The sequence below is a fragment of the Bradyrhizobium murdochi genome (assembly GCF_000472965.1).
In the GTDB taxonomy this organism is placed as follows: Bacteria; Pseudomonadota; Alphaproteobacteria; order Rhizobiales; family Xanthobacteraceae; genus Bradyrhizobium; species Bradyrhizobium murdochi.
This window is the reverse complement of sequence record NZ_AXAU01000009.1, coordinates 156,670-176,160: the sequence shown is the minus strand read 5'-3', so window position 1 is coordinate 176,160 and position 19,491 is coordinate 156,670. Positions and strand designations below refer to the sequence as shown.

Genomic DNA, 19,491 nt, shown 5'->3' with positions numbered 1-19,491 from the left:
CACATGCGATTCGATGCGCCCGCCATGCTTCGCAAATGGCCGTCCATAAACAACGAACGTCGTGCAGACAGAAGCACCTATCTGCTGGCGGAAGGCACGCTGGACGACTGCATACGAGAGTTTATGACGAAGCCTGAGGTCACACGTCATCTTTACGAGATCCACACAGCGCCACAGCCTCCGCTCGTAACGGAAATCTTGTTAGCCGATCACATCACGGAACTCGCCAGATTCCGAAGTTTCCTCTGATCGGGATGTTCCTGTCGGCACTTCTGGACCAGGCGAAGGTCAGCCTCAAAATCGGTGCGTCTCAGATCAAGGACAACATTTCCGCTTCGCCCTCGAAAGCAGAGCCGTAGGTCAGTGCCGACTTCGTCCTTGAGACCGGCTAGCCGGAACACTGGCTCCCTTATTCGAAGCACATGCAGCTGCCCGCTGCGCGTCTTGTGCCGACCGTCCCAGCCACGAACTGTCCCGTCCGCGCGGCGGGTCCTCTGAGTGTCGTCTTCCCATTGCCATGATGGTGGTGGTGCCCATCGCGAGGAGCTGAGGGTGATGATGACGCCGTAGAGGCCTTGCCCTGCCTGCTGAGTCCGCCCGATTGATCAACCAAATCGAACGCGCGGCGAACTCCAGTGCCGTCAGCTGAGTCAGCGCCTTGAGCCAAATCGCGCTGGTCGTTCGTAACTGAAGTGAAATCGCGCGATCTGCCAAAGGGCGACGTTGCGCCCGGGATCTTCGTCATCAAATCAGCGTTGTTGCGCCAAAGGGCGATGCGCAAACCACCGACGTTCGGCCAACCAAAACACGCCGCGCGCAAGTTCTACAAAGCGGCGATCGACAGTAAGCTGAATCGGGGAAGAAGATCAGGTCCGAGCCGCCGATGACGTTGGCGACTCACCATGCATGGGAAGTTCCGGGGCTAAAACCGGTCACAACGGGAGCGGCATGGTTGAAAAGAGAAAGTCGCCGAAAAGACGGAGGAGGACTCCGCTCGGTAATAGCAGGCAGTTCCTGACGATGATGTCGGCACAAATCACAAAGGCGATAAAGCAGGCCGCTTTGAGGACGACCGCGCCGTGTGGGATGTAATGAAGGAAGCCGCGACACAACAGCTGGAGCGACGAAAGTCCAAATAACGGGCGCTTGCGACGAGGGCGACCGCAAATGTCTCTCGCGCGTTTGAATAGTTAGACCCCGCCTTTCATAGCGGTCTCATTCCAGGTTCGAGTCCTGCCGGGATCGCCCTTGCGGTTTAGGTTGTGCGGACCTCGTAAGAGTGACTCGATTTTCGAATCAGAGTGACGCGATTTGAAACTTTAAGAGTGACTCGATTTTGTAGATCGCTGATACAATTCAACTGTTTCGCCCAGAATTCAGCAATGTCAGTCCGCCCGCGAAAGAGCCGAGGGGGGTCTTTTCGAGGTTCTCGATAGCCACGTTGGTCGAATCTGTCTGTTCCGGAGGCCGACTCGGGGCAGTTTGTAAGCGCACTAAGCGATCACCTGCCGGGGCAGCGTGAGCACCGTTAGGATTTCCTCGTCCGGCAGTAGGAACGACTGCTCTTCCACTTCGTACCGATCGCATCCCTTGAAATCGAACCACGCATCAGGCGGGTTCTTCCGAGGAAAATTCTGTTCGTCAGCGCCTCGAAGCAGCATGTCGGCGGCGAAGGTCTAATCGTCCAGTTTCCGGACCGGGCGCCACCATTGCTGAATCATCGGCGACGCCTTGTACCAGACGCGCTCGCGCTTGTTGTGGCAAGCTACGATCATGGGAAAGTGGTTCAACGCGGTCATCTTCACAAGGGTTGCCGTGAGACTAACGTCGAACTCGTCAGCCAATTGCCTCGACGCCGCCAACCTGCCGCGTCACTGATCCTTGGATCGACAAGTTCGATAGTAGAAACCTCACCATTGGGTTCTTCACAAATCTGTTGAGCAGGTTTGAGCGTCTGCATCAGCGTCTCACCGGACTCCAAGCGAGTTTGGAAGAACATCGGGAACGCATTAAAAATGCACGAAACAAACTGACGGCTCACGCAGACCTTGAAACTATAATGGCCGGTGAACCGATAGGAGCGGCGACGTGGCCGCAATGGCATCAATTCTGGGAGGACCTAAGGAGTTCGTCTCGCTCATCAATGAGAATGTGAACGGATCGCCATTTGAAATTCGAGCGGCGGCGGTACGAGCTGACGCCGAGATGATGCTGAAAAAAATTCAGGATTAAGGGTAGGTCAGCTATGGGGCTTGGTTGTGTGGAAACGGATACCTCGGAAGCGGCCGTGGTCGACAATCGTGGCAGGCCGACCGATGTTTTCGCGTCCGATCGTCCAGTAACGGCCCAGGTGATTATAGGCACGTGTTGCCGCGCTTTTGGACGCACTTTCCGGCGTTCAGGTGGCGCGTATGGCAGCAATCAGGCTTGGTTTGCCGACGATGTTCATCGCCCGGGTGATGTTATAGGCAAGGACATGCAACGCCATTTCGGCGGCAACGTTCCGTAAGCGCTTCATCGGGAAGTGGCTCGCGCCCATACGAGCTTTGATCGTGCCGAAGGGATGCTCGACCGTCTCACGTCGCTTCCGCATGGCGTCGGGATTGGCATCGAGCCGTCTCGGGACCTCCTCAACCACATGCTCATGCTCCCAACGCGTGATGCGGCGCTCCTTGGACGCGTACATTGGCTCTTGATTGCGCAGCCTTGGCATGCCGCCGTCGACCAGTAACGGCGCAGCGTCATCCCATGCTCGACATTGGTGTAACGATAGGGCAGCAGCTGGCCGGCCGGGCAGCGGTAGACGTCCTCATCAGGCAGATAGGCGAAGTCCTGTTTGCCGAACCGGCCCTCCGCCTTGGCGTTCGACGTCATGGGCTTGGGCAAGGTGACTGCAACGCCAGCCTCTTCGCAGGCTAATACCTCCTCTCCGTCGAAGTAGCCACGGTCGGCGACCGCGTCGAGTTTGTCTACTTCGAGCACTTCTTTGGCTTGCTTCAACATCCGCGCAAGCTGCCCACGGTCGTTGCCGACGTTTATGAACTCGTGCGTAACAATCAAATGGTGTTCGGTGTCGAAGGCGGCCTCGACATTGTAGCCGACGACGCCCGATCCGCGTCCGCTGGTGGCCATCGAACGGGCATCCGGATCGGTGCGATATCTGTTGATCCGGCGTGTTGCGCATCTGCGCGTCAAGCACTTCCGAGCGGCTCATCTCCTGCTTCAGCCGAGCGATCTTTTCCTTGATCCTCGTCGTCTTGATGCTGATCGCTTCCGATGGCTCCTGTCGATCGGCGCTATCGAGTTGACGCAGATATCGACCGACGCTTTCCTCGATCTGCGCCATTCGCCTCGCCATCTTGGCATGCGTGAAGTTGCGGTCGCGGTTGTTCACCGCCTTGAACTTGCTGCCGTCGATCGCGACGCTTGGGGTCTGCAACAGGCCCATTTGCCGGCATAGGGAACGAACTTCGCACAAACCTTCCGGATCGCCGCGCCATTGTCCTTCCGGAAATCGGCGATTGTCTTGTGATCGGGAGCCAGGCGGCCGATCAACCACATCACCTCGACATTGCGGCACGCCTCACGTTCCAGACGGCGACTGGATTCCACCCGATTGAGATAACCGTAGATATAAAGCTTCAGAAGGACTGCCGGATGATAGTAGGGCCGACCCGTCTCCTTGGCGATCACACGCTCAAATCCCATTCCATGCAGGTCGAGCGCCTCGACAACACATCGATCACATGGACCGCGTTGACCTCGCTTATCCAATCCTCCAGACATACCGGCAAGAGCGTCAGCTGGGATCTGTCCGCGCCTTCAACGAAGCGTCCCATCCCTATCCCCCATCAAGAAACGGGAGAATCGTAACCGACTCGTGACTTTTCACACAGCCAGGGGCATTAGCGGACCTCAGCCCCTCCCCTTTGTCCGCTAAGGGTCTTGGCTGTGTGAAAAACCGAAGACGCTCAATGGTTATAGAAGAGTTTGTTCGTCCAAGGCCGCATTAGGCCTTCGATTCGCAAGCGCATTCAACTTAGAAATCGATCTGAAGAATGTCATTCTCGTCGCGTTTCGACTTATTGCGTTTTTACACAGCCAGGGTCAGAAGTCGACCTCAGCTCGACGCCATGTCCGCCAAAGCTTTGCGCCGGCATTGACGTGGGCCAGTGGCCGGCCTTGCACTACGCCTTCTTATCGGCCTGCGCGAGTTCAGACGTGATCCATTCCACGAAGGTTCGCAGGGCGCGACGCTGACGGCCCGCGCGAGGGAAGACGAGATGATGGCCGACATAGCGGATGTCGGTGGAGCGACCGGCCAGCGGCGCGATCAGGCGCCCCGATTCCATTTCGCGCTCGGCCAAGCGAGTTGATTCCAAAGTCACGCCAACGCCGCCACATGCCATAGCTATGGCGAGGAAGCTGCGGTCGAATCGCATTCCGTGGATCGCTGGGGCTTCAAGTCCGTTCGCGGTGAACCATTGATGCCACTGAACCTGCTTAACGTCCGAGCGGATCAGCACCTGGCTCAACAGATCCTTTGGCTGGCGAATTCTCTTTGCGATCTGAGGAACGCACAGCGGGGTGACGGTCTCCTCACCAAGTGGGATCGCTTCGAGACCCTCGCCGCGAGGCGAACCGTAGATGATGTCCAGATCGAAATCGTCGTTCGTGAAGCGGGCGTACTCGGTGTTGGCGGCGAGACGAACCTCCCGTTTCGGTTCGGCAGCCAGAAATTTGGTCAGGCGCGGAGCCAGCCATTGCGCTGCGAAACTTGGCGCACAGTGCACCCTCAGGAGCTGCGGCCCGCGACCGGCAACCTCTTCGATGCCGCGTCGCAGATTGTCAAAAGCCGCGCCCGCGTGACGCATCAGGTTTTCGCCCGCGGGCGTTAGACGGACGGAACGGGCACTTCGCTCGAATAGAGTGGTGCTCATCGTGCTTTCCAGCTTGCGGATAGCATGGCTGACTGCGCTCGGCGTCAAATGCAATTCGTCTGCCGCGTCGCTGAACGAGCCAGTGCGCGCAGCCGCTTCGAAGGCTCGGATGGCCGAGATCGGGATACTTGACAGCAACATGCCCATGAGTGAACCAGATTCACATATGCAAGACAACAGCGCGTTTGTCCCTGAAGCGCCTCGGACCTAGGAATGGGATCAAGAGGTCCGGCTGCCTACCGCAGCGCCTGGAAGAATAGACAAAGGGAGGATCGAATGCTGCTTCGCGGCAAAACAGCCATCATTACAGGTGCGGCTTCGCCCCGCGGCATTGGCCTCGCGACGGCCAGACGGTTTGTCGAAGAGGGAGCTCGGGTAGCCATCCTCGATATCGATGGGCCCGCTGCCCAAGCCGCCGCACAAGACCTTGGCGACGCTCATATCGGTGTTGCGTGTGACGTCGCCGACCAGGCTTCTTGCCTGAAGGCAGTCGAAACCGTTGCCGGCGCCTTCGGTCAGATCGACATCTTGATCAACAACGCCGGCATTACCCAGCCGGTCAAATTCCTCGACATCAAGCCGGGCGACTGGGATCGGATCCAGGACGTCAACCTCAAGGGCATACTGTTCCTCTCTCAGGCGGTGATTCCACACATGCAGAAGCGAAAGGCCGGATCGATTGCGTGCATGTCGTCGGTATCAGCCCAGCGCGGCGGCGGCATTTTCGGTGGTCCACACTACTCGGCCGCGAAGGCGGGCGTTCTTGGGCTTGCCAAGGCGATGGCGCGGGAATTCGGTCCCGATGGAATTCGCGTCAACTGCGTCACGCCGGGATTGATCGGCACCGACATCACGTCCGGCAAGCTCACAGAAGATATGCGGGCAAAGATCCTGGAAGGCATTCCGCTCGGAAGGCTCGGGGAAGCGAAGGACGTCGCGGGAATCTACACGTTCCTCGCTTCGGACCTTTCGTCCTACGTCACCGGCGCCGTGATCGACGTCAACGGCGGGATGCTCATTCACTAGGGGGCGATGGAGAGAAGGATGTCCACAAATACGCTTGTCAACGCGCCGACCCTTCCGCAGCGCGCGCGCAACATTCGCCGAAACGCCCTGCGCATGGGTGAAGTTCAAGGCCAGGGTTACATCGCGCAGGCGCTCGACATCTCCGACGTGTTGGCGGTCGCATACTTTCACGCGATGCGCTACCGGCCCGAGGAGCCCACCTGGGAAGATCGCGACCGTTTCCTTCTTTCCAACGGCCACTACGCCATCGCCCTTTATGCCGCACTGATCGAGGCCGGCATCATCCCCCAAACCGAACTCGAGACGTACGGCTTCGACGAAAGCCGTCTTCCGATGTCGGGCATGGCCTCCTACACGCCCGGCATGGAAATGTCCGGCGGGTCCCTGGGGCTCGGACTGAGTATCGCGGTCGGCATGGGCCTCGGATTGAAGCGGAAGGGCTCCAAGAGCCGCGTCTTCACGCTGTTCTCCGACGGAGAACTCGACGAGGGTTCGAAGTGGGAAGCCATGATGTCGGCTGCACACCACAAGCTCGACAATCTGATCGCGATCATCGACGTAAACAACCAGCAGGCCGACGGCCCCTCGAAGCAAATGATGGGATTTGAGCCGCTGGTCGACAAGCTCGAGGCTTTTGGCTGGTTCGTACGCCGGGTTGACGGCAATGACCTCGACGCCGTCGTGGCCGCCTTCGATGCGGCGAGTTCGCACCCCCAACCGCAACCGCGCGTGATCGTCGCTGACACCCTCATGGGAAAGGGAGTTCCATTCCTGGAGCAGCGAGAGAAGAATCATTTCATTCGGGTCGAGGCGCACGAATGGAAGCTGGCGTTGGCAGAACTTGATGCGGAAGACAGGTCATGAAATCAGCAATCTCAGCTACGCCCGGAAAACCGCGGCTCACCACCTCTGCCATGATCGCCTCGATCGCGGCCGAGGGCCAAAAGACGAAGCCTGCACCGTTCGGTCACGCACTGGTCGAGCTGGCGCGGAGCCGCCTCGAGGTCGTGGGACTCACCGCCGACCTCGGCAAGTACACTGATCTGCATATTTTCGCGAGGGAGTTTCCCGATCGCTACTATCAGATGGGTATGGCGGAACAGCTGCTTTACGGTGCAGCTTCAGGCATGGCGGCCGAAGGCTTCATGCCCTTTGCCACGACATATGCGGTGTTCGCTTCGCGCCGGGCGTACGATTTCATCCATCAGACCATCGCGGAAGAAGACCGCAACGTGAAGATCGTCTGCGCCTTGCCCGGCCTCACCTCCGGTTACGGCCCGAGCCACCAGGCGGCGGAAGACCTCGCCCTTTTCCGCGCAATGCCGAACATGACCGTGATCGATCCCTGCGACGCTCTTGAAATCGAACAGATCGTTCCGGCCATCGCGGCCCATCATGGGCCGGTATACATGCGGCTCTTGCGTGGTCAGGTGCCGCTTGTACTGGACGAGTACAACTATCAGTTCAAGCTCGGCAAGGCGTCCCTCATTCGCGACGGTCAGGAAGTCCTGATCATCTCCTCTGGGATCATGACCATGCGTGCGCTGGAAGCCGCAAAGGAACTCGCCGGCGACGGCGTGGATGCGGCCGTGCTGCATGTACCGACCATCAAGCCGCTCGATCACGAAGCGATCTTGCGCGAAGCCGGCAAGCCCGGTCGTCTCGTCGTCGTCGCAGAGAACCATACGATCATCGGCGGCCTTGGAGAGGCGGTTGCAGCATTGTTGATGCGGTCCGGCGTCCATCCGGCTTTCCGCCAGATCGCATTGCCGGACGAGTTTCTTGCCGCCGGGGCACTGCCTACACTGCATGATCGCTACGGCATTTCTACTGCCGAAGTTGCACGGCAGATCAAGGGGTGGCTGCGCTAAGCACGCAGCGCCATTCGTCAAGTTCGATTGAGGAAACATCGCCTACGCGGCATCGCCGCGGAGAACAATGGCCACTGCCCTGACGGCCGGCGTCCGAGAACCGGCCGGAGCTGCAGACAAGTGCAGCTGCCGATGAACCGATTCGTTTCAACAAGGAGGAAGCAATGACCCAACGCAGACCAACTGGCATAACTCGTCGCAAGTTGCTCCTGGCCGGCGCAGCCGTTCCGTTGTGCGCCGTACTCAGCCGCCCCGCTGCGGCGGCGGAGTTTACTTACAAGCTCGCGACCGGGCAGGACCCGACGCATCCGGTGAATGTTCGAGCCAAAGAGGCCGCCGATCGCATCAAGGAAGCGACGGGCGGGCGCCTGGAGATCAATCTCTTTCCGGCCAATCAGCTCGGCTCGGATACCGATTTGCTGACGCAGGTCCGCAACGGTAGCGTCGAGTTCTTCAACCTGTCTTCGCTGATCCTCGCCACCCTCGTGCCGGCCGCCGGGATCGTGAACCTGGGCTTCCTCTTTCCGAACTACGATGCGATCTGGAGAGCCATGGATGGTGAGCTCGGTGCTTACATCCGGGTGCAGATCGCCAAGACGCCGATCATGACGGTCTCCAAGCCGTGGGACAACGGCTTCCGCCACATCACATCGTCCGGTCGAGAGATCAGGACGCCGGAGGACCTCAAGGGTTTCAAGCTCAGGGTACCTGCCGCCCCCAATCTGACCTCGCTGTTCCTTGCGCTCGGGGCAGGACCGGCGCCGATCAACTTCAACGAGGTCTATTCCGCGTTGCAGACCAAGGTCGTCGACGGTCAGGAAAATCCTCTTCCGATTATTGCGACCGCTCGCCTTTACGAAGTGCAGAAGACCTGCAGCCTGACGGGCCATGTCTGGGACAACTACTGGATCCTCGGCAACAAGCGCGCGTTCCAGAAGCTGCCTCAGGACGTGCAGGCAATCGTGACGCGCGAGTTCGACCGCTCGGCCGAAGATGAACGAGCAGACATCGCGAAGCTCAGTCAGTCGTTGCGTGCCGACTTGAGCGCCAAGGGAATGCAATTTCTCGAGGTCGACCGGTCCATCTTCCGCCAGGCGCTGGCGAAGACGAGCTTCTATGCCGACTGGAAAACCAAGTTCGGTGAGGAAGCCTGGGTTCAACTCGAAAAAGCCGCCGGCAAGTTGGGGTGAGCACCATGGAGCACGCACACGTAGACGGAGCGACACTTGCCCTCCCTGAGCCGACCATCGGGTGGCCTAAGGCCATTGTGGACCTGAACAAAGCTCTCAAGCCTGTCGTCGCCATTCCAGCCGCGCTACTGGTCGTTGCGGAGGTGATCGTCCTTTTTGTAGGCATCATCTCCCGCTACGTACTCCACGCGCCGATCGTCTGGTCCGACGAGCTTGCCGGCATTCTGTTCTTGTGGCTCGCGATGCTGGGCTCGGTTATCGCCTTCCAGCGAGCCGAGCATATGCGGATGACGGCAATCGTTGGCATAATCCGACCGGAAGCGAGGTTGTTCCTTGACGTCTTCGCTACGGCCGCATCGTTCGTGTTCCTGCTTTTGGTCATTCACCCAGCGTATGAGTTCGCGGCCGACGAGGTGTTTGTGACCACTCCCGCTTTGGGAATAGTCAACACTTGGCGCGCCGCCGCGCTTCCTGTCGGCATTGGCTTGATGTTGATCGTCGCAACTCTGAGATTGGTGGCCACGGCCGATCTCAAGCACCTCCTGGCGGCCGTCGCCGCGGTCGGAGCGCTGATCGGGATTCTCGCACTCCTGGGGCCGGTGTTGAAGCCGCTTGGCAATCTCAACTTGCTGATCTTCTTTGTATTCATCGTTGGAGCGATGGTTTTTGCTGCGGTACCGATTGCTTTCGCGTTCGGCCTTGCCACTATCGGCTACATCTCGCTGACCACGAGCACGCCAGATGTTGTGGTCATCGGCCGCATGGACGAAGGCATGAGCCATCTCATTCTTCTGGCGGTGCCGCTGTTCGTGTTCCTCGGCTTGCTGATCGAAATGACCGGCATGGCCCGCGCCATGGTGGGGTTCCTTGCCAGCCTGCTCGGCCACGTTCGGGGTGGGCTCCAGTATGTGCTGGTCGGTGCGATGTACTTGGTCTCAGGTATTTCAGGATCCAAGGCGGCCGACATGGCGGCAGTCGCGCCCGTGCTCTTCCCCGAAATGACCAAGCGCGGCGCAAAGCGCGGAGACCTCGTCGCACTCTTGGCGGCCACCGGCGCTCAGACCGAGACAATCCCACCGTCTTTGGTGCTGATCACGATCGGATCGGTAACCGGCGTGTCGATCGCGGCTCTGTTCACCGGCGGGTTGCTACCAGCCATCGTGCTCGCAATCGGACTGTGTGCAGTCGTGTGGTGGCGATATCGTCGGGAGGACCTATCGCACGTTCAGCGGGCGACGGGCCGAGAAATTGGTCGTGCGTTCCTGATTGCGATTCCCGCTATCGCCCTTCCTTTTGTGATCCGCGCCGCGGTTGTCGAAGGGGTCGCGACTGCCACCGAGGTCTCGACGATAGGCATCGTCTATTCCATATTGACTGGGCTTCTCATCTATCGCCAGTTTGACTGGCGTCGCCTCTATCCGATGTTAGTTGAGACCGCGGCTCTCTCCGGCGCGATCCTCTTCATCATCGGTGCGGCGACAGGAATGGCCTGGGCCTTAACCCAGTCGGGTTTCTCGGCGTCGCTTGCGAAGTTCATGACCTCCTTGCCTGGTGGTGTGCCGGTTTTTCTGATCGTCACTATCATTGCCTTCGTCATCCTGGGCAGCGTACTCGAAGGCATTCCTGCCATCGTGCTCTTTGGCCCGCTGCTCTTCCCCATTGCTCGTCAAGTCGGCGTGCATGAGGTCCACTACGCGATGGTCGTCGTTCTGGCGATGGGAATTGGGCTTTTCGCGCCGCCATTTGGGGTCGGCTACTACGCGGCGTGCGCTATCAGTCGGATTCATCCCGACGAAGGCATGGGTCCGATCGTCGCCTACATAGTGGCCTTGCTCCTCGGCACACTTATAGTGGCTGCAGTGCCATGGATTTCCGTCGGGTTCTTGTAAGTCCGCGAAAAGCTTGAGGTGCGGAGATCGTCCGCACCTCTCCGCGTTCCCTGCAGCTTGGGAAGGATAAAAGGTGAGCTTCGGCGAGCTTGACAGCCTGTTCGAGCAGTTCTTTGCCCTAGTCGAGGCAACGGTTCGCCTTCCTCCGGGCACGAAGCGACGCAGCGCGTTCAGGGACATCCGCGACTACGGATCACGCATCGATCAGATCGCCGTGCAACTCTTGGAACAAAGACCCGACCTGAATTCGGGGCGCCCTCACCCGCGCATCAACGATCGTGCAGGGTTACCGGAGAATGACTCCCGCCGGCAGGCACCACGCCGATCCGCTCAGTGCTAGGAAGATCGAACTCGATGAATCAGGCGCTACTGATCGCCGGCGGCACCACCGATGATGATGATCGTCTGGTGCCGGCCACCATGATCGTGATGCCAGCATCTCGATCGTGCCGGTGATGATCGTCAGCGTGCCGTCGCTTCTACTAGCCGCCGACCTCAGGGAAGATCGACTGCCTGGTCCTCGAATGTAACGCGGATCACGGCCCTTTTGGGCCGGCCGAAACCGCGTCCGGATCAATCGACCTCGGCAAAGATAGGCTCTTCGCCGAACGGACGGTTGATGATAGTGAGAGCTTCGGGAGCGGCGTAGATTCGATTGCGCGCGTATCCGGTCCTCTCTTGCAGAATGCCGGCTTCTTGCAATTGCGCAATGCCCTGATTTATCTGTGCAGGCGAGATATCGAGCAGTTGGCCGAGCCGCTTCGCAGTCACGACCGGATAGTTATGAAGTTCGTCCAAGGCTCGCATGGCCGCAGATCCCTTTCGGAATTTTCGGCGCTGCCTCCAGCGCTCGGACAATTCCGAAAGTGCCGTCCGGGTTCGGATGAGTTCTTCGACGGTACCGGTCACGGCGTCGGCCATGAAGGTGATGATGGGCTCCCAGTCGAGCCGTTGTTGAGCATCCTTAAGCGAAGCGTAGTACGCGCCCTTTTTGCTTTCGATGTAAGGCGAAAGGTACAGAGGCACATGCTTCTCCGCCGCCATCATGAGTGGAAGTAGAAGGCGACCGACACGTCCGTTGCCGTCGCGAAAGGGGTGCACTGCCTCGAAATGGGTGTGCGCGATCGCCATGCGCGTGATGAACCCTTGCGTCATCTGCTGCATCCCCTCGTTCCGTAGGTAATCGACCGTTTGGGCGAGGCAGTCGGGGACGTCGGCAGGAGGGGGAGGATTCAAACTAGAATATGCGATGTCTTTGTTTCCGCCGATCCACACAACGCGCGTGCGGAGGTCGCCGGGAACGTCCTGGTAGTCGGGGTCGTCCTTCATCACGGCGCGATGGAGATCCTTGATCAGGTCCATCGTGAAGACGCTGTAGCCGTCCTTGGCGGCTCTCGGGATGAATCCGTCCAAGGCAACGGCGTAGTTGCGGACTTGGCGCGTTTCGTCCCGGGCGCCGTCGTCACCCGACTCTTCGACGGAAAGCAGTTCGTCGAGAGTGCTCTGGGTACCCTCGATCGACGAGGAACTGACTGCCTCGCGTCTGGTAAGGACCCGACTGACGATGTAGGGGTCCTTCATCTGGGCCGCGATGGCGTCGACCTTGCCGAAGGCCGCTTGAGCGGCTTCCAAGGCCTTCGTCGCTCCTCCAACGAAGACGCCGGCCTCCGGGGGGGCAGGCGGGACGATCCCGTAATGGGAGTCGTAGGGCGGCGGTAGCCTCTTAAGGGTCTCGCGGATCGTGTGGCTGAGATCGCTGCGCTTCATGGGAACCCAAAATAAAGGTCATATTTTCCTATTTATATTTTGGGTTCCTGCAAAAAGCCACAACAGGCTGCGATCGCGGGGGCGCTTGTTTTGGCTTTCCGAAAGTTTCAACAGGCTCTGTTCCCGATACGTTCCATCAAACTTGCCAGCGGCAACATGCCTGCCGGTCTCCCTTCAGCGCTCCGGGATCCTGCCCCAGACCACCCGGTCACTTGGGGGTGCAGCACGCCCTTACCCGCACCTCGTGCCACCTGCATGCCTCTCGGCAAGCTGGCCCATGGTCATGACGTGCACGCCGGGTTCGTTGCGACGCGCACGAGAGTCGTATGAACGACCACCCTTCTGCACAATTACATCTGCCGACAAAAAGTCCCGCCTTTGGTGCGCCTCGAATTGACAGTACTTTGGCGCAGCCTGAATCTTCAAAAGCGTGGAGCACTCTCATCGGCTGAACTCTTCGGCAACTTCGCCCGATCAAGACGGCGCCGGTTTGCATCACTTTTAAGGACTCGATGCCGTGATCGGTAAAAAGCATGCCGCTCGAAATCCGAAAAGCCAGTCCTACGGCTTTACCGCGGCTTCCGGGGAATTCGATCTCCTTTCCCGGAGCTACACACGCGTCCAGTGAGGATCGGCGGATGGTCAGCGCAAAGTCTTGGCGATTGCCGTGGCCGTGCCAACGAACTGCCCGTTCTGAAGTGCCCACTGCTTCTGAGCGAGCGCCTCCGGCACGAAGTCCTGAAACTTCCCTGAGCGTACGTTCTTCACGAAAGCTGCGACGTCCATAGGGTCGAGCGCGGACATGCAGCCGAGTTTCTCGAGAATCGGCACCATCTGCGCCGGCGTGGTCTCGGGCACGGTCACTCCCAAATCGTGGACACCGCACTCCAAGCCGGCCATTCCGAGCGCAGCGCTGAAGACGGCCGTCGTCTGCGAGCCCCTCCAGACGAAGAGGTGGAGGTCGCGCTCTTCCTGGATGAGGGAGCGCCGATCGAGGTCGAGCGCCCGAAAGGTATCGCGCCCTTCGGCCAACAATTCTTGGGCTGCCTTGTCCAGGTATTCCGGAACATCGTTGTCGAGGTAGACCGCCCTCATCTCGGCCAACAATCGGTCGTGCGCGGCCTCACCGTGAGATGGCTCGAACCGCGGCACCATGCCTCCCGGATGCGGAGCGACCGACAGGACCTTTCCGGCCTCGTCGACGTCGAGAACGATCCACCGTTGCCCGGCGAAGACCACCAGGCTGTCCTTGTGAACCGGGAACGAGATCGGGAGAGTGCCGAGCGTGCGCCCGGCCGCGGTGAGACGCCATTCCTCCGAACTCTCGAACACAGCGAAGAAATCGCGCGACTGCACGATCTTCTCGCCCTCCGAACCGAGCATCAGGACGCCGTCTGGCGCCTGTTCGATCATCCGGACCTCACCGGATCCCAGATGACGCAGCAGCTGCGCGAAGTCCGCCGTATCGATCGAGTTGAACGGTCCCGGCCCGCACAGCAGATCGAACAACGGCTTCGGACGGATGCCGCCCCGTTCGGCGATGACGGACAGAACTTGATGGATCAGCGTGGAGGTCGTTTCCGGGCTGGGCGCAGCAGGCTCGACGAACCCAGCCAGCAGCAGGCGGACCACAGCCACCGACCGGATAGTATTCGGACGCAATTGGTCGAGGATGCCCGACTTGACGTCGACGTAGGGCTCGCGAACGTACACGCGTAGGATCGACGGGGTCCCGCGCCGCCGACCAGTTCGGCCGAGACGCTGTCGCAGAGACGAAAGAGAGCGAGGCGCGCCAACCTGGGCGACCGATTTGACGGAGCCGATGTCGACGCCAAGCTCGAGGGTCGACGTACATACCGCCGTCGTCGGCAGGCTGCCGTCCTTCAGCCGAATCTCGAGATCCTCTCGGAGAGCCTTCGAAAGACTGCCGTGATGAGGATAGAACTCATTCGAAACGCCCGCTTTCTCGCATCGACGCCTAAGACGGTCGGCGGCCGACTCCACGGTTCGCCGAGACCCGCCGAAGACCAGATTGTTCGTGCCGCGCAAGGTCGAGAATAGATGGTCACAGATCGCGTCCAGCGCGATGCGCTTAGGCGGTTGAGCGTCTTGGCTGCCTCCTTCCGCATGATCGGGATCGTCGAGATCCGGCGGCTCGACGTAGCCACGTATCTGGAGCCGCAACTCTGGAGAATCCGCCTTCGCGACAAGAAGGTCGACATTTTGCGGAGCCGACGGACGAAGCCAGGCCGTAGCTTGGGTCAGATCACCGATGGTAGCCGACAATCCGACTCTGCGGGCTGGCTTCTGAGCCATCGCGTCGATGCGCTTCAGGAGGCTGGCCACATGCAGTCCGCGCGGACCCTGCAGGAATGCGTGGAGTTCGTCGACGACGATAAAGTCTGGCGACGCAAAAAGGCGATGCGCATCGCCCGGGCGCCGCGTCAACATCGCCTCGATCGATTCAGGCGTAATCAGCGCGATACCCGAAGGCTTCGCGATGGCCTTCCGCTTTTCCGCCTGAGAGGCGTCCCCATGCCATTTGACGACAGGGATCTCCATCGCTTCGCAGAGTTCATCCAGTCGCCGGAATTGGTCGTTGATCAACGCCTTCAGAGGGCTGACGTAGATTGCAGAGAATCCGCCGCCCTTCCTTTCCGCGATCAAAGTCAGGATCGGCAGGAACGCCGCCTCCGTCTTTCCGGCGGCGGTCGCAGCAGCGATTACGACGTCCCCCGCCCCGTCGAGAATGGTGCCAATGGAGCGTGCCTGGATTTCGCGAAGTTCATCCCAGCCCTGGTCGCGTATCCAACGTCTGATCTTCGGATGAAGCCGATCGAAGGCCCCTTCAGTTGCCGATACGGAGACTGGTGAGCTCATCGCCCTCCCCTCCCGCGGACTGCGTCGTTTCCTCCGTGACGGCGATATCGGGCGCATCGGGCGCAATCTGGATCCCGCCGATCAGGTCCTGCCAGCGTGCGCCCGGGTTCTGTTCAAGAACGGCGAGCATCTGCACGAACGCGCGGACGGTGGTGCGTGGCGTCCGGAAATACGCCTCTCCGATGCGGCGATTGCAGTGATCCATGAAAGCGGTCAAGGCCTCGTCCGGCACCAGAAACTTCGCGGGGTCACCGCCAGCAAAGACGTTCCTGATGTTGGACAGAAGCACGAGGAGATCTTCCGGCGTGAGGCTCTGCAGTCGGATGACCGGACCGCTATAGTCGACCAGCCCGTTCGCCGCGAAGCGGTTTTCGGACAAACGCGATTGAAGCGCTTCGTAGCTGTACAGGCCGCGCCGCGTGTCGAGGAGGAATTCCGGCGTCCCGCACATCATGAAGCCGATGCCGGTGGTATTGCCCTGCAGGGCGTCGTTTACGATGCGAAGGATTTCCTCGAAGTTCTGATTGCGGGCCTGGGAATTCTGCAGCTTGTAGATGTTGACCATCTCGTCGAACATCACGATCAGGCCGGCATATCCTGCCAACCGCGTCAGACAAGCGAGGGATTTCAGCGAGTCGTAGACGTTGTCGTCGTCGATGATGGTCCGCACCCCAAGCGCCTGGCGGGCTTCCGTCTTGGTCGAGAACTCCCCGCGGAGCCACCTCAAGGCCGAAGTTTTCAACGACTCGTCGGAATGTTCACTGCCGCGCCAATAGGCCTTCAGCACGACGGCGAAATCGTATCCCCCAACGAAATCCTGAATGGGAGCGAGCTTCTGATCGATCACGGTCTCAACGGAAAGCTGCCGATCAGCAGCCTCCTTGACGGCGTCCGTGACCAACCTCTCGATTACCGCGCCCAGGGCACCGCCGTCCGGCTTCGTGCGAGTGGCCATATTGCGAATGGCCTCGGAGTACAGCGCCCGTGCCTGTCCGCCGCCGGCGTGGATGCGTCTATCCGGCGCAAGATCGGCGTGGACGGTGACGCACTTCCGCTCCAACGCGATGAGACGGATCAGGTTGGCAAAGAACGTCTTGCCGGCACCATATTCGCCAATGATGAAGCGCACGCCGGCGCCGCCATCGGAGATCCGTTCGATGTCTCGAACCAGCGCGGTGATCTCTGCCGCGCGACCGACTTGGATGTGCGGCAACCCTATGCGTGGCACCACACCGGCGGCGAGCGCCTGGATGATGGTGTCCCGGTCCTTCGCTTTGATCGGGCGTGCAGTGGATGGATTCATGCCGCTTCTCTCAGTTCAGCCAGCTTATCGCGCAGGTGCTCTACCATGACGACGTCCTCGCCGTCCTCGATGATCGCCTCCTCGAACCGGTCAAAGGCCCAATCGTTGATCCGTTCGATGGCCCCGTCCGGCAGCAGCTTGAGGTCTTTCGCGCGCTGCTCGAACTCCGCCCTCGGCAGGGATCCCTTAATTTCGAGGAGCTCGACCAATTCGGCATGGGCGGCGTCGAGCCCATCGAGCGAACCGGTCGTGCCGGAGACAGCGGGGGATGGTTCGGGCGGCGATGGCGCGTCTTCTTCGAAAATATTCGCTAGGAGCGCCGAAACCGTTTGGGTCTCGCGTTGCGTACGTGCAAGCCGGGCGGCATCTATGCGGATCGTCGATGCCGGCGCCGACTCCGCCTGCGCCTTGGCCGTCTCGGCCGGAATGAGCGCCTTCTCCGAGACGGGGATCGGTACCCCGTCGGCACGGACTTCTTGTGAGATGGCAACGGGCTCGTCGGCTGCCTGGGTTGGACTTGCGCGGTGCAAGGCGGAATACACCCGTTCCTTTGGAAGACCGAGCGCCTTGTGGAGCCGCTCCAGAAAGCGCACTTCGCTCGCATCAACGTTCTCGTTGCCAGCGATGATCGCTAGTGCGGCATCGGCGATGATCGTGCGCTCCTCTGGGCTGCGCTCGCCCAGCTTGCGCATTACCCGGTCCTGCTTGGGCGGACTGTTGAACACGGTCGCGGCGTAGGCGATCAGCCGTGCCTGCTCGATCGGGGATAGATCCGAAGCGTCTCGAACTCCTGCGACCACGCGTTTCAACTCGTCGGCGGAGGCATCGCCGTCAGCGGCCGCGGCCAACACGGCCACCTCAACCTGAGCCTTCACGGCTCTGTAGCTGGATCGGTCGGAATCGACCTTTCCGCCGCCATCCGCTTTGAAGATGATGACCTGATCCTCGAGTTGAGGGACGCCGCTCCCATAGCGGCGATCCGGCTCTATCGCGATGTCGATGCGGTCCAGAGCCGAGCCGAGCTGGTCGGCAAGCGTGGGCGTGACTTTCCCGTTCGCCGGCATGTCGAAGCCCGCCGCCTCCAGCATGTTGCGCATCTTCGTGCTGGCGCGTTTGTGTTCGCCCATCGAGCGGTGCATCTTCTGGCCAAAGAGGTGAATGCGGCCATCCGCAGGGTCTCGTTGCAGCGGTTCCGGCAACAAAAGCGCGGCCTGCATAGACTCGCGGGAGTCGGGACGCCGTCCGACGAAGCGACTGAAGCTGTCGAGTTCGTCCGTGCACTCCTGCACGATCCTCTTCAGATCGGCCGGCACCTTTCCCGAAGTCTGGCAAATGTCCGGATATCTCTCGTGACTACCCGCTATGGGAACCTCGAACGCGCCGCTCGCGGCCTTATAGCTGAGGCGGATGTTGCCCGTTGCTCGAAGCGCAAGGCCGCTGGGATAGCGCTCGTTGAACCGATAGTGGAAGAGCCGCTCGAATTCCTCGAAGCACCGGACTGCGGGCGTCCGAAGATAGACGTCCGGAATTGCAAGCGCCCACAGCAAGGCGTCGTGAGGGCCGAGCGCTCCATCCTGCTGAAGCGCCCGCCCGAGGTGCAGTCGGATCGCGACATCCACTTCCGAGGAGACTGTCCGCTCCGGGGAAGGAGTTGGCGGCGAGATCGGAATCCCGGCGGCTATTCTGGCATAGCTCAAAAAGCGCGTGGCGTAGCCGCGGAAAGAGTTGTTGTCCGCGTAGACAGTCAGCAGCCGCTCCACTTCCTGAATGAGCGCAGGCAACGACGCAAGATTCGTCTCGATGAAGGCGCGGTGCTCCAGACCGTAGAAAAAAAGGAACACGTGCCCCACGCCGTAAGCTCGGCTGCTGCGCCCTTCGGCCATCCAGTTCAGGAAGGCGCGGCGGGCGGCAGGAGTGATGCCGGCATAGGACGGCCAATAGGGCATCGAACTTCCTTCGACGTCAGGCCGAGTTGCGCTCGCGGAGAGCTTCGGATTGATTGCGTACTGATCCGTCGAGCGCCGGTCGTCCAACTGCACGAAATCGCCCAGATAGAACAACCCGCCCGGGATCTGCGCGCCCTGCACGACCACAGTTTCCGAAGGATCAACCCACCGCGCTGGAGCCCGCTTTGCTGCCGGCCGGTTTACCGGCGCGGCAACTGATCCCTGGTCGGTCTGCGCGGGGAACGGCGGGGGAGCTTTGCCCGAAAACAGCGCCCGCGACCCTATCGCCCAGATCAGGAGTAGCACCCCCACAACAATTGCAAACCCTGCGATGGCAGCGCCATTTTGCAGGACGAAGTGATACGCCGCGCTCAGGGCCCAATAAACGAGACCCAAAACGATCAATAGGCCCATCCCCGCCGAATTATTGCTACGTCGCCCCATCGCTCAGTTTCGTCATAAATGCAGGCACCGATCAAATGGGGGCCGTAATTACGAGACCGTCCCATGGAGTTGCCGATTGTCGCAAGCGCAATCGAGAAACTCCACTGCCGTTTCCACCTGTTTTGAAGGCCTATGCGATGTATGACTTTGACTTCATAAGAAGATTAGGCGCGAACGATCGGCCGTCATGCCCCAAAACCGTTTCGTTTCCATCTGCACACCTGCTCCCCCCTGC

At 60.2% G+C, this 19,491-nt stretch carries 13 protein-coding genes and 1 pseudogene; 7 read left to right on the top strand and 7 right to left on the bottom strand.

Annotation, left to right across the window (positions count from 1 at the left end):
* The first annotated feature begins 1,843 nt into the window (after positions 1-1,843).
* Both YUO_RS48940 and YUO_RS46305 read left to right on the top strand, forming a co-directional pair.
* Positions 1,844-2,155 (top strand): AbiU2 domain-containing protein, encoded by a 312-nt coding sequence (locus tag YUO_RS48940; RefSeq protein ID WP_430649549.1) that lies wholly within the window; start codon positions 1,844-1,846, stop codon positions 2,153-2,155.
* Positions 2,089-2,232, top strand: coding sequence for a hypothetical protein (locus YUO_RS46305; RefSeq protein WP_156908676.1), 144 nt, complete (start codon positions 2,089-2,091; stop codon positions 2,230-2,232). The genes YUO_RS48940 and YUO_RS46305 overlap by 67 nt, the downstream gene beginning before the upstream one ends.
* A 286-nt stretch (positions 2,233-2,518) precedes the next feature.
* Here YUO_RS46305 and YUO_RS49275 read toward each other — a convergent pair.
* The 3 genes and pseudogenes from YUO_RS49275 to YUO_RS0118870 form a co-directional block, all read right to left on the bottom strand.
* Positions 2,519-2,728, bottom strand: a pseudogene (locus tag YUO_RS49275) (IS5/IS1182 family transposase); the annotation flags it as partial.
* 662 nt (positions 2,729-3,390) lie between these two features.
* Entirely contained in the window at positions 3,391-3,708 is a 318-nt protein-coding gene (locus YUO_RS48670; RefSeq protein ID WP_347335936.1) for a transposase, read from the bottom strand.
* A 479-nt stretch (positions 3,709-4,187) separates the two neighbouring features.
* Positions 4,188-5,078, bottom strand: coding sequence for a LysR substrate-binding domain-containing protein (locus tag YUO_RS0118870; RefSeq protein ID WP_028348697.1), 891 nt, complete (start codon positions 5,076-5,078; stop codon positions 4,188-4,190).
* A 138-nt stretch (positions 5,079-5,216) separates the two neighbouring features.
* On the opposite strand from YUO_RS0118870, the gene YUO_RS0118865 reads away from it, so the two are divergent.
* The 5 genes from YUO_RS0118865 to YUO_RS0118845 all read left to right on the top strand — a co-directional run bounded on the left by YUO_RS0118865 (position 5,217) and on the right by YUO_RS0118845 (position 10,916).
* On the top strand, positions 5,217-5,966 hold the full coding sequence (locus YUO_RS0118865; protein ID WP_028348696.1) for an SDR family NAD(P)-dependent oxidoreductase: 750 nt from the start codon (positions 5,217-5,219) through the stop codon (positions 5,964-5,966).
* 18 nt (positions 5,967-5,984) lie between these two features.
* A complete protein-coding gene (locus YUO_RS0118860) occupies positions 5,985-6,830 on the top strand; it encodes a transketolase (protein WP_028348695.1) in 846 nt (281 codons plus the stop codon).
* The gene (locus tag YUO_RS0118855) at positions 6,827-7,837 is read left to right on the top strand and encodes a transketolase family protein (protein ID WP_028348694.1); all 1,011 of its coding nucleotides are present in this window, start codon (positions 6,827-6,829) and stop codon (positions 7,835-7,837) included. The genes YUO_RS0118860 and YUO_RS0118855 overlap by 4 nt, the downstream gene beginning before the upstream one ends.
* Positions 7,838-8,001: 164 nt before the next feature.
* On the top strand, positions 8,002-9,027 hold the full coding sequence (locus YUO_RS0118850) for a TRAP transporter substrate-binding protein (RefSeq protein ID WP_028348693.1): 1,026 nt from the start codon (positions 8,002-8,004) through the stop codon (positions 9,025-9,027).
* Positions 9,028-9,032: 5 nt separating this feature from the next.
* The gene (locus YUO_RS0118845) at positions 9,033-10,916 is read left to right on the top strand and encodes a TRAP transporter large permease (RefSeq protein ID WP_028348692.1); all 1,884 of its coding nucleotides are present in this window, start codon (positions 9,033-9,035) and stop codon (positions 10,914-10,916) included.
* A gap of 573 nt (positions 10,917-11,489) precedes the next feature.
* Here the strand turns inward: YUO_RS0118845 and YUO_RS0118835 are convergent.
* From YUO_RS0118835 to YUO_RS0118820, 4 genes are all read right to left on the bottom strand, one after another.
* Complete coding sequence (locus YUO_RS0118835; RefSeq protein WP_028348691.1) at positions 11,490-12,683, bottom strand: Fic family protein; 1,194 nt, start codon at positions 12,681-12,683, stop codon at positions 11,490-11,492.
* 642 nt (positions 12,684-13,325) lie between these two features.
* Positions 13,326-15,620 carry a DEAD/DEAH box helicase gene (locus tag YUO_RS0118830; protein ID WP_235782750.1) on the bottom strand — a complete coding sequence of 765 codons (2,295 nt, stop codon included), beginning with the start codon at positions 15,618-15,620 and terminating at the stop codon, positions 13,326-13,328.
* Positions 15,532-16,866, bottom strand: coding sequence for an ATP-binding protein (locus YUO_RS0118825; protein WP_028348689.1), 1,335 nt, complete (start codon positions 16,864-16,866; stop codon positions 15,532-15,534). Before YUO_RS0118825 ends, YUO_RS0118830 begins: the two co-directional genes overlap by 89 nt.
* Complete coding sequence (locus tag YUO_RS0118820) at positions 16,863-19,226, bottom strand: TerB N-terminal domain-containing protein (protein ID WP_235782760.1); 2,364 nt, start codon at positions 19,224-19,226, stop codon at positions 16,863-16,865. Before YUO_RS0118820 ends, YUO_RS0118825 begins: the two co-directional genes overlap by 4 nt.
* Positions 19,227-19,491: the final 265 nt, after the last annotated feature.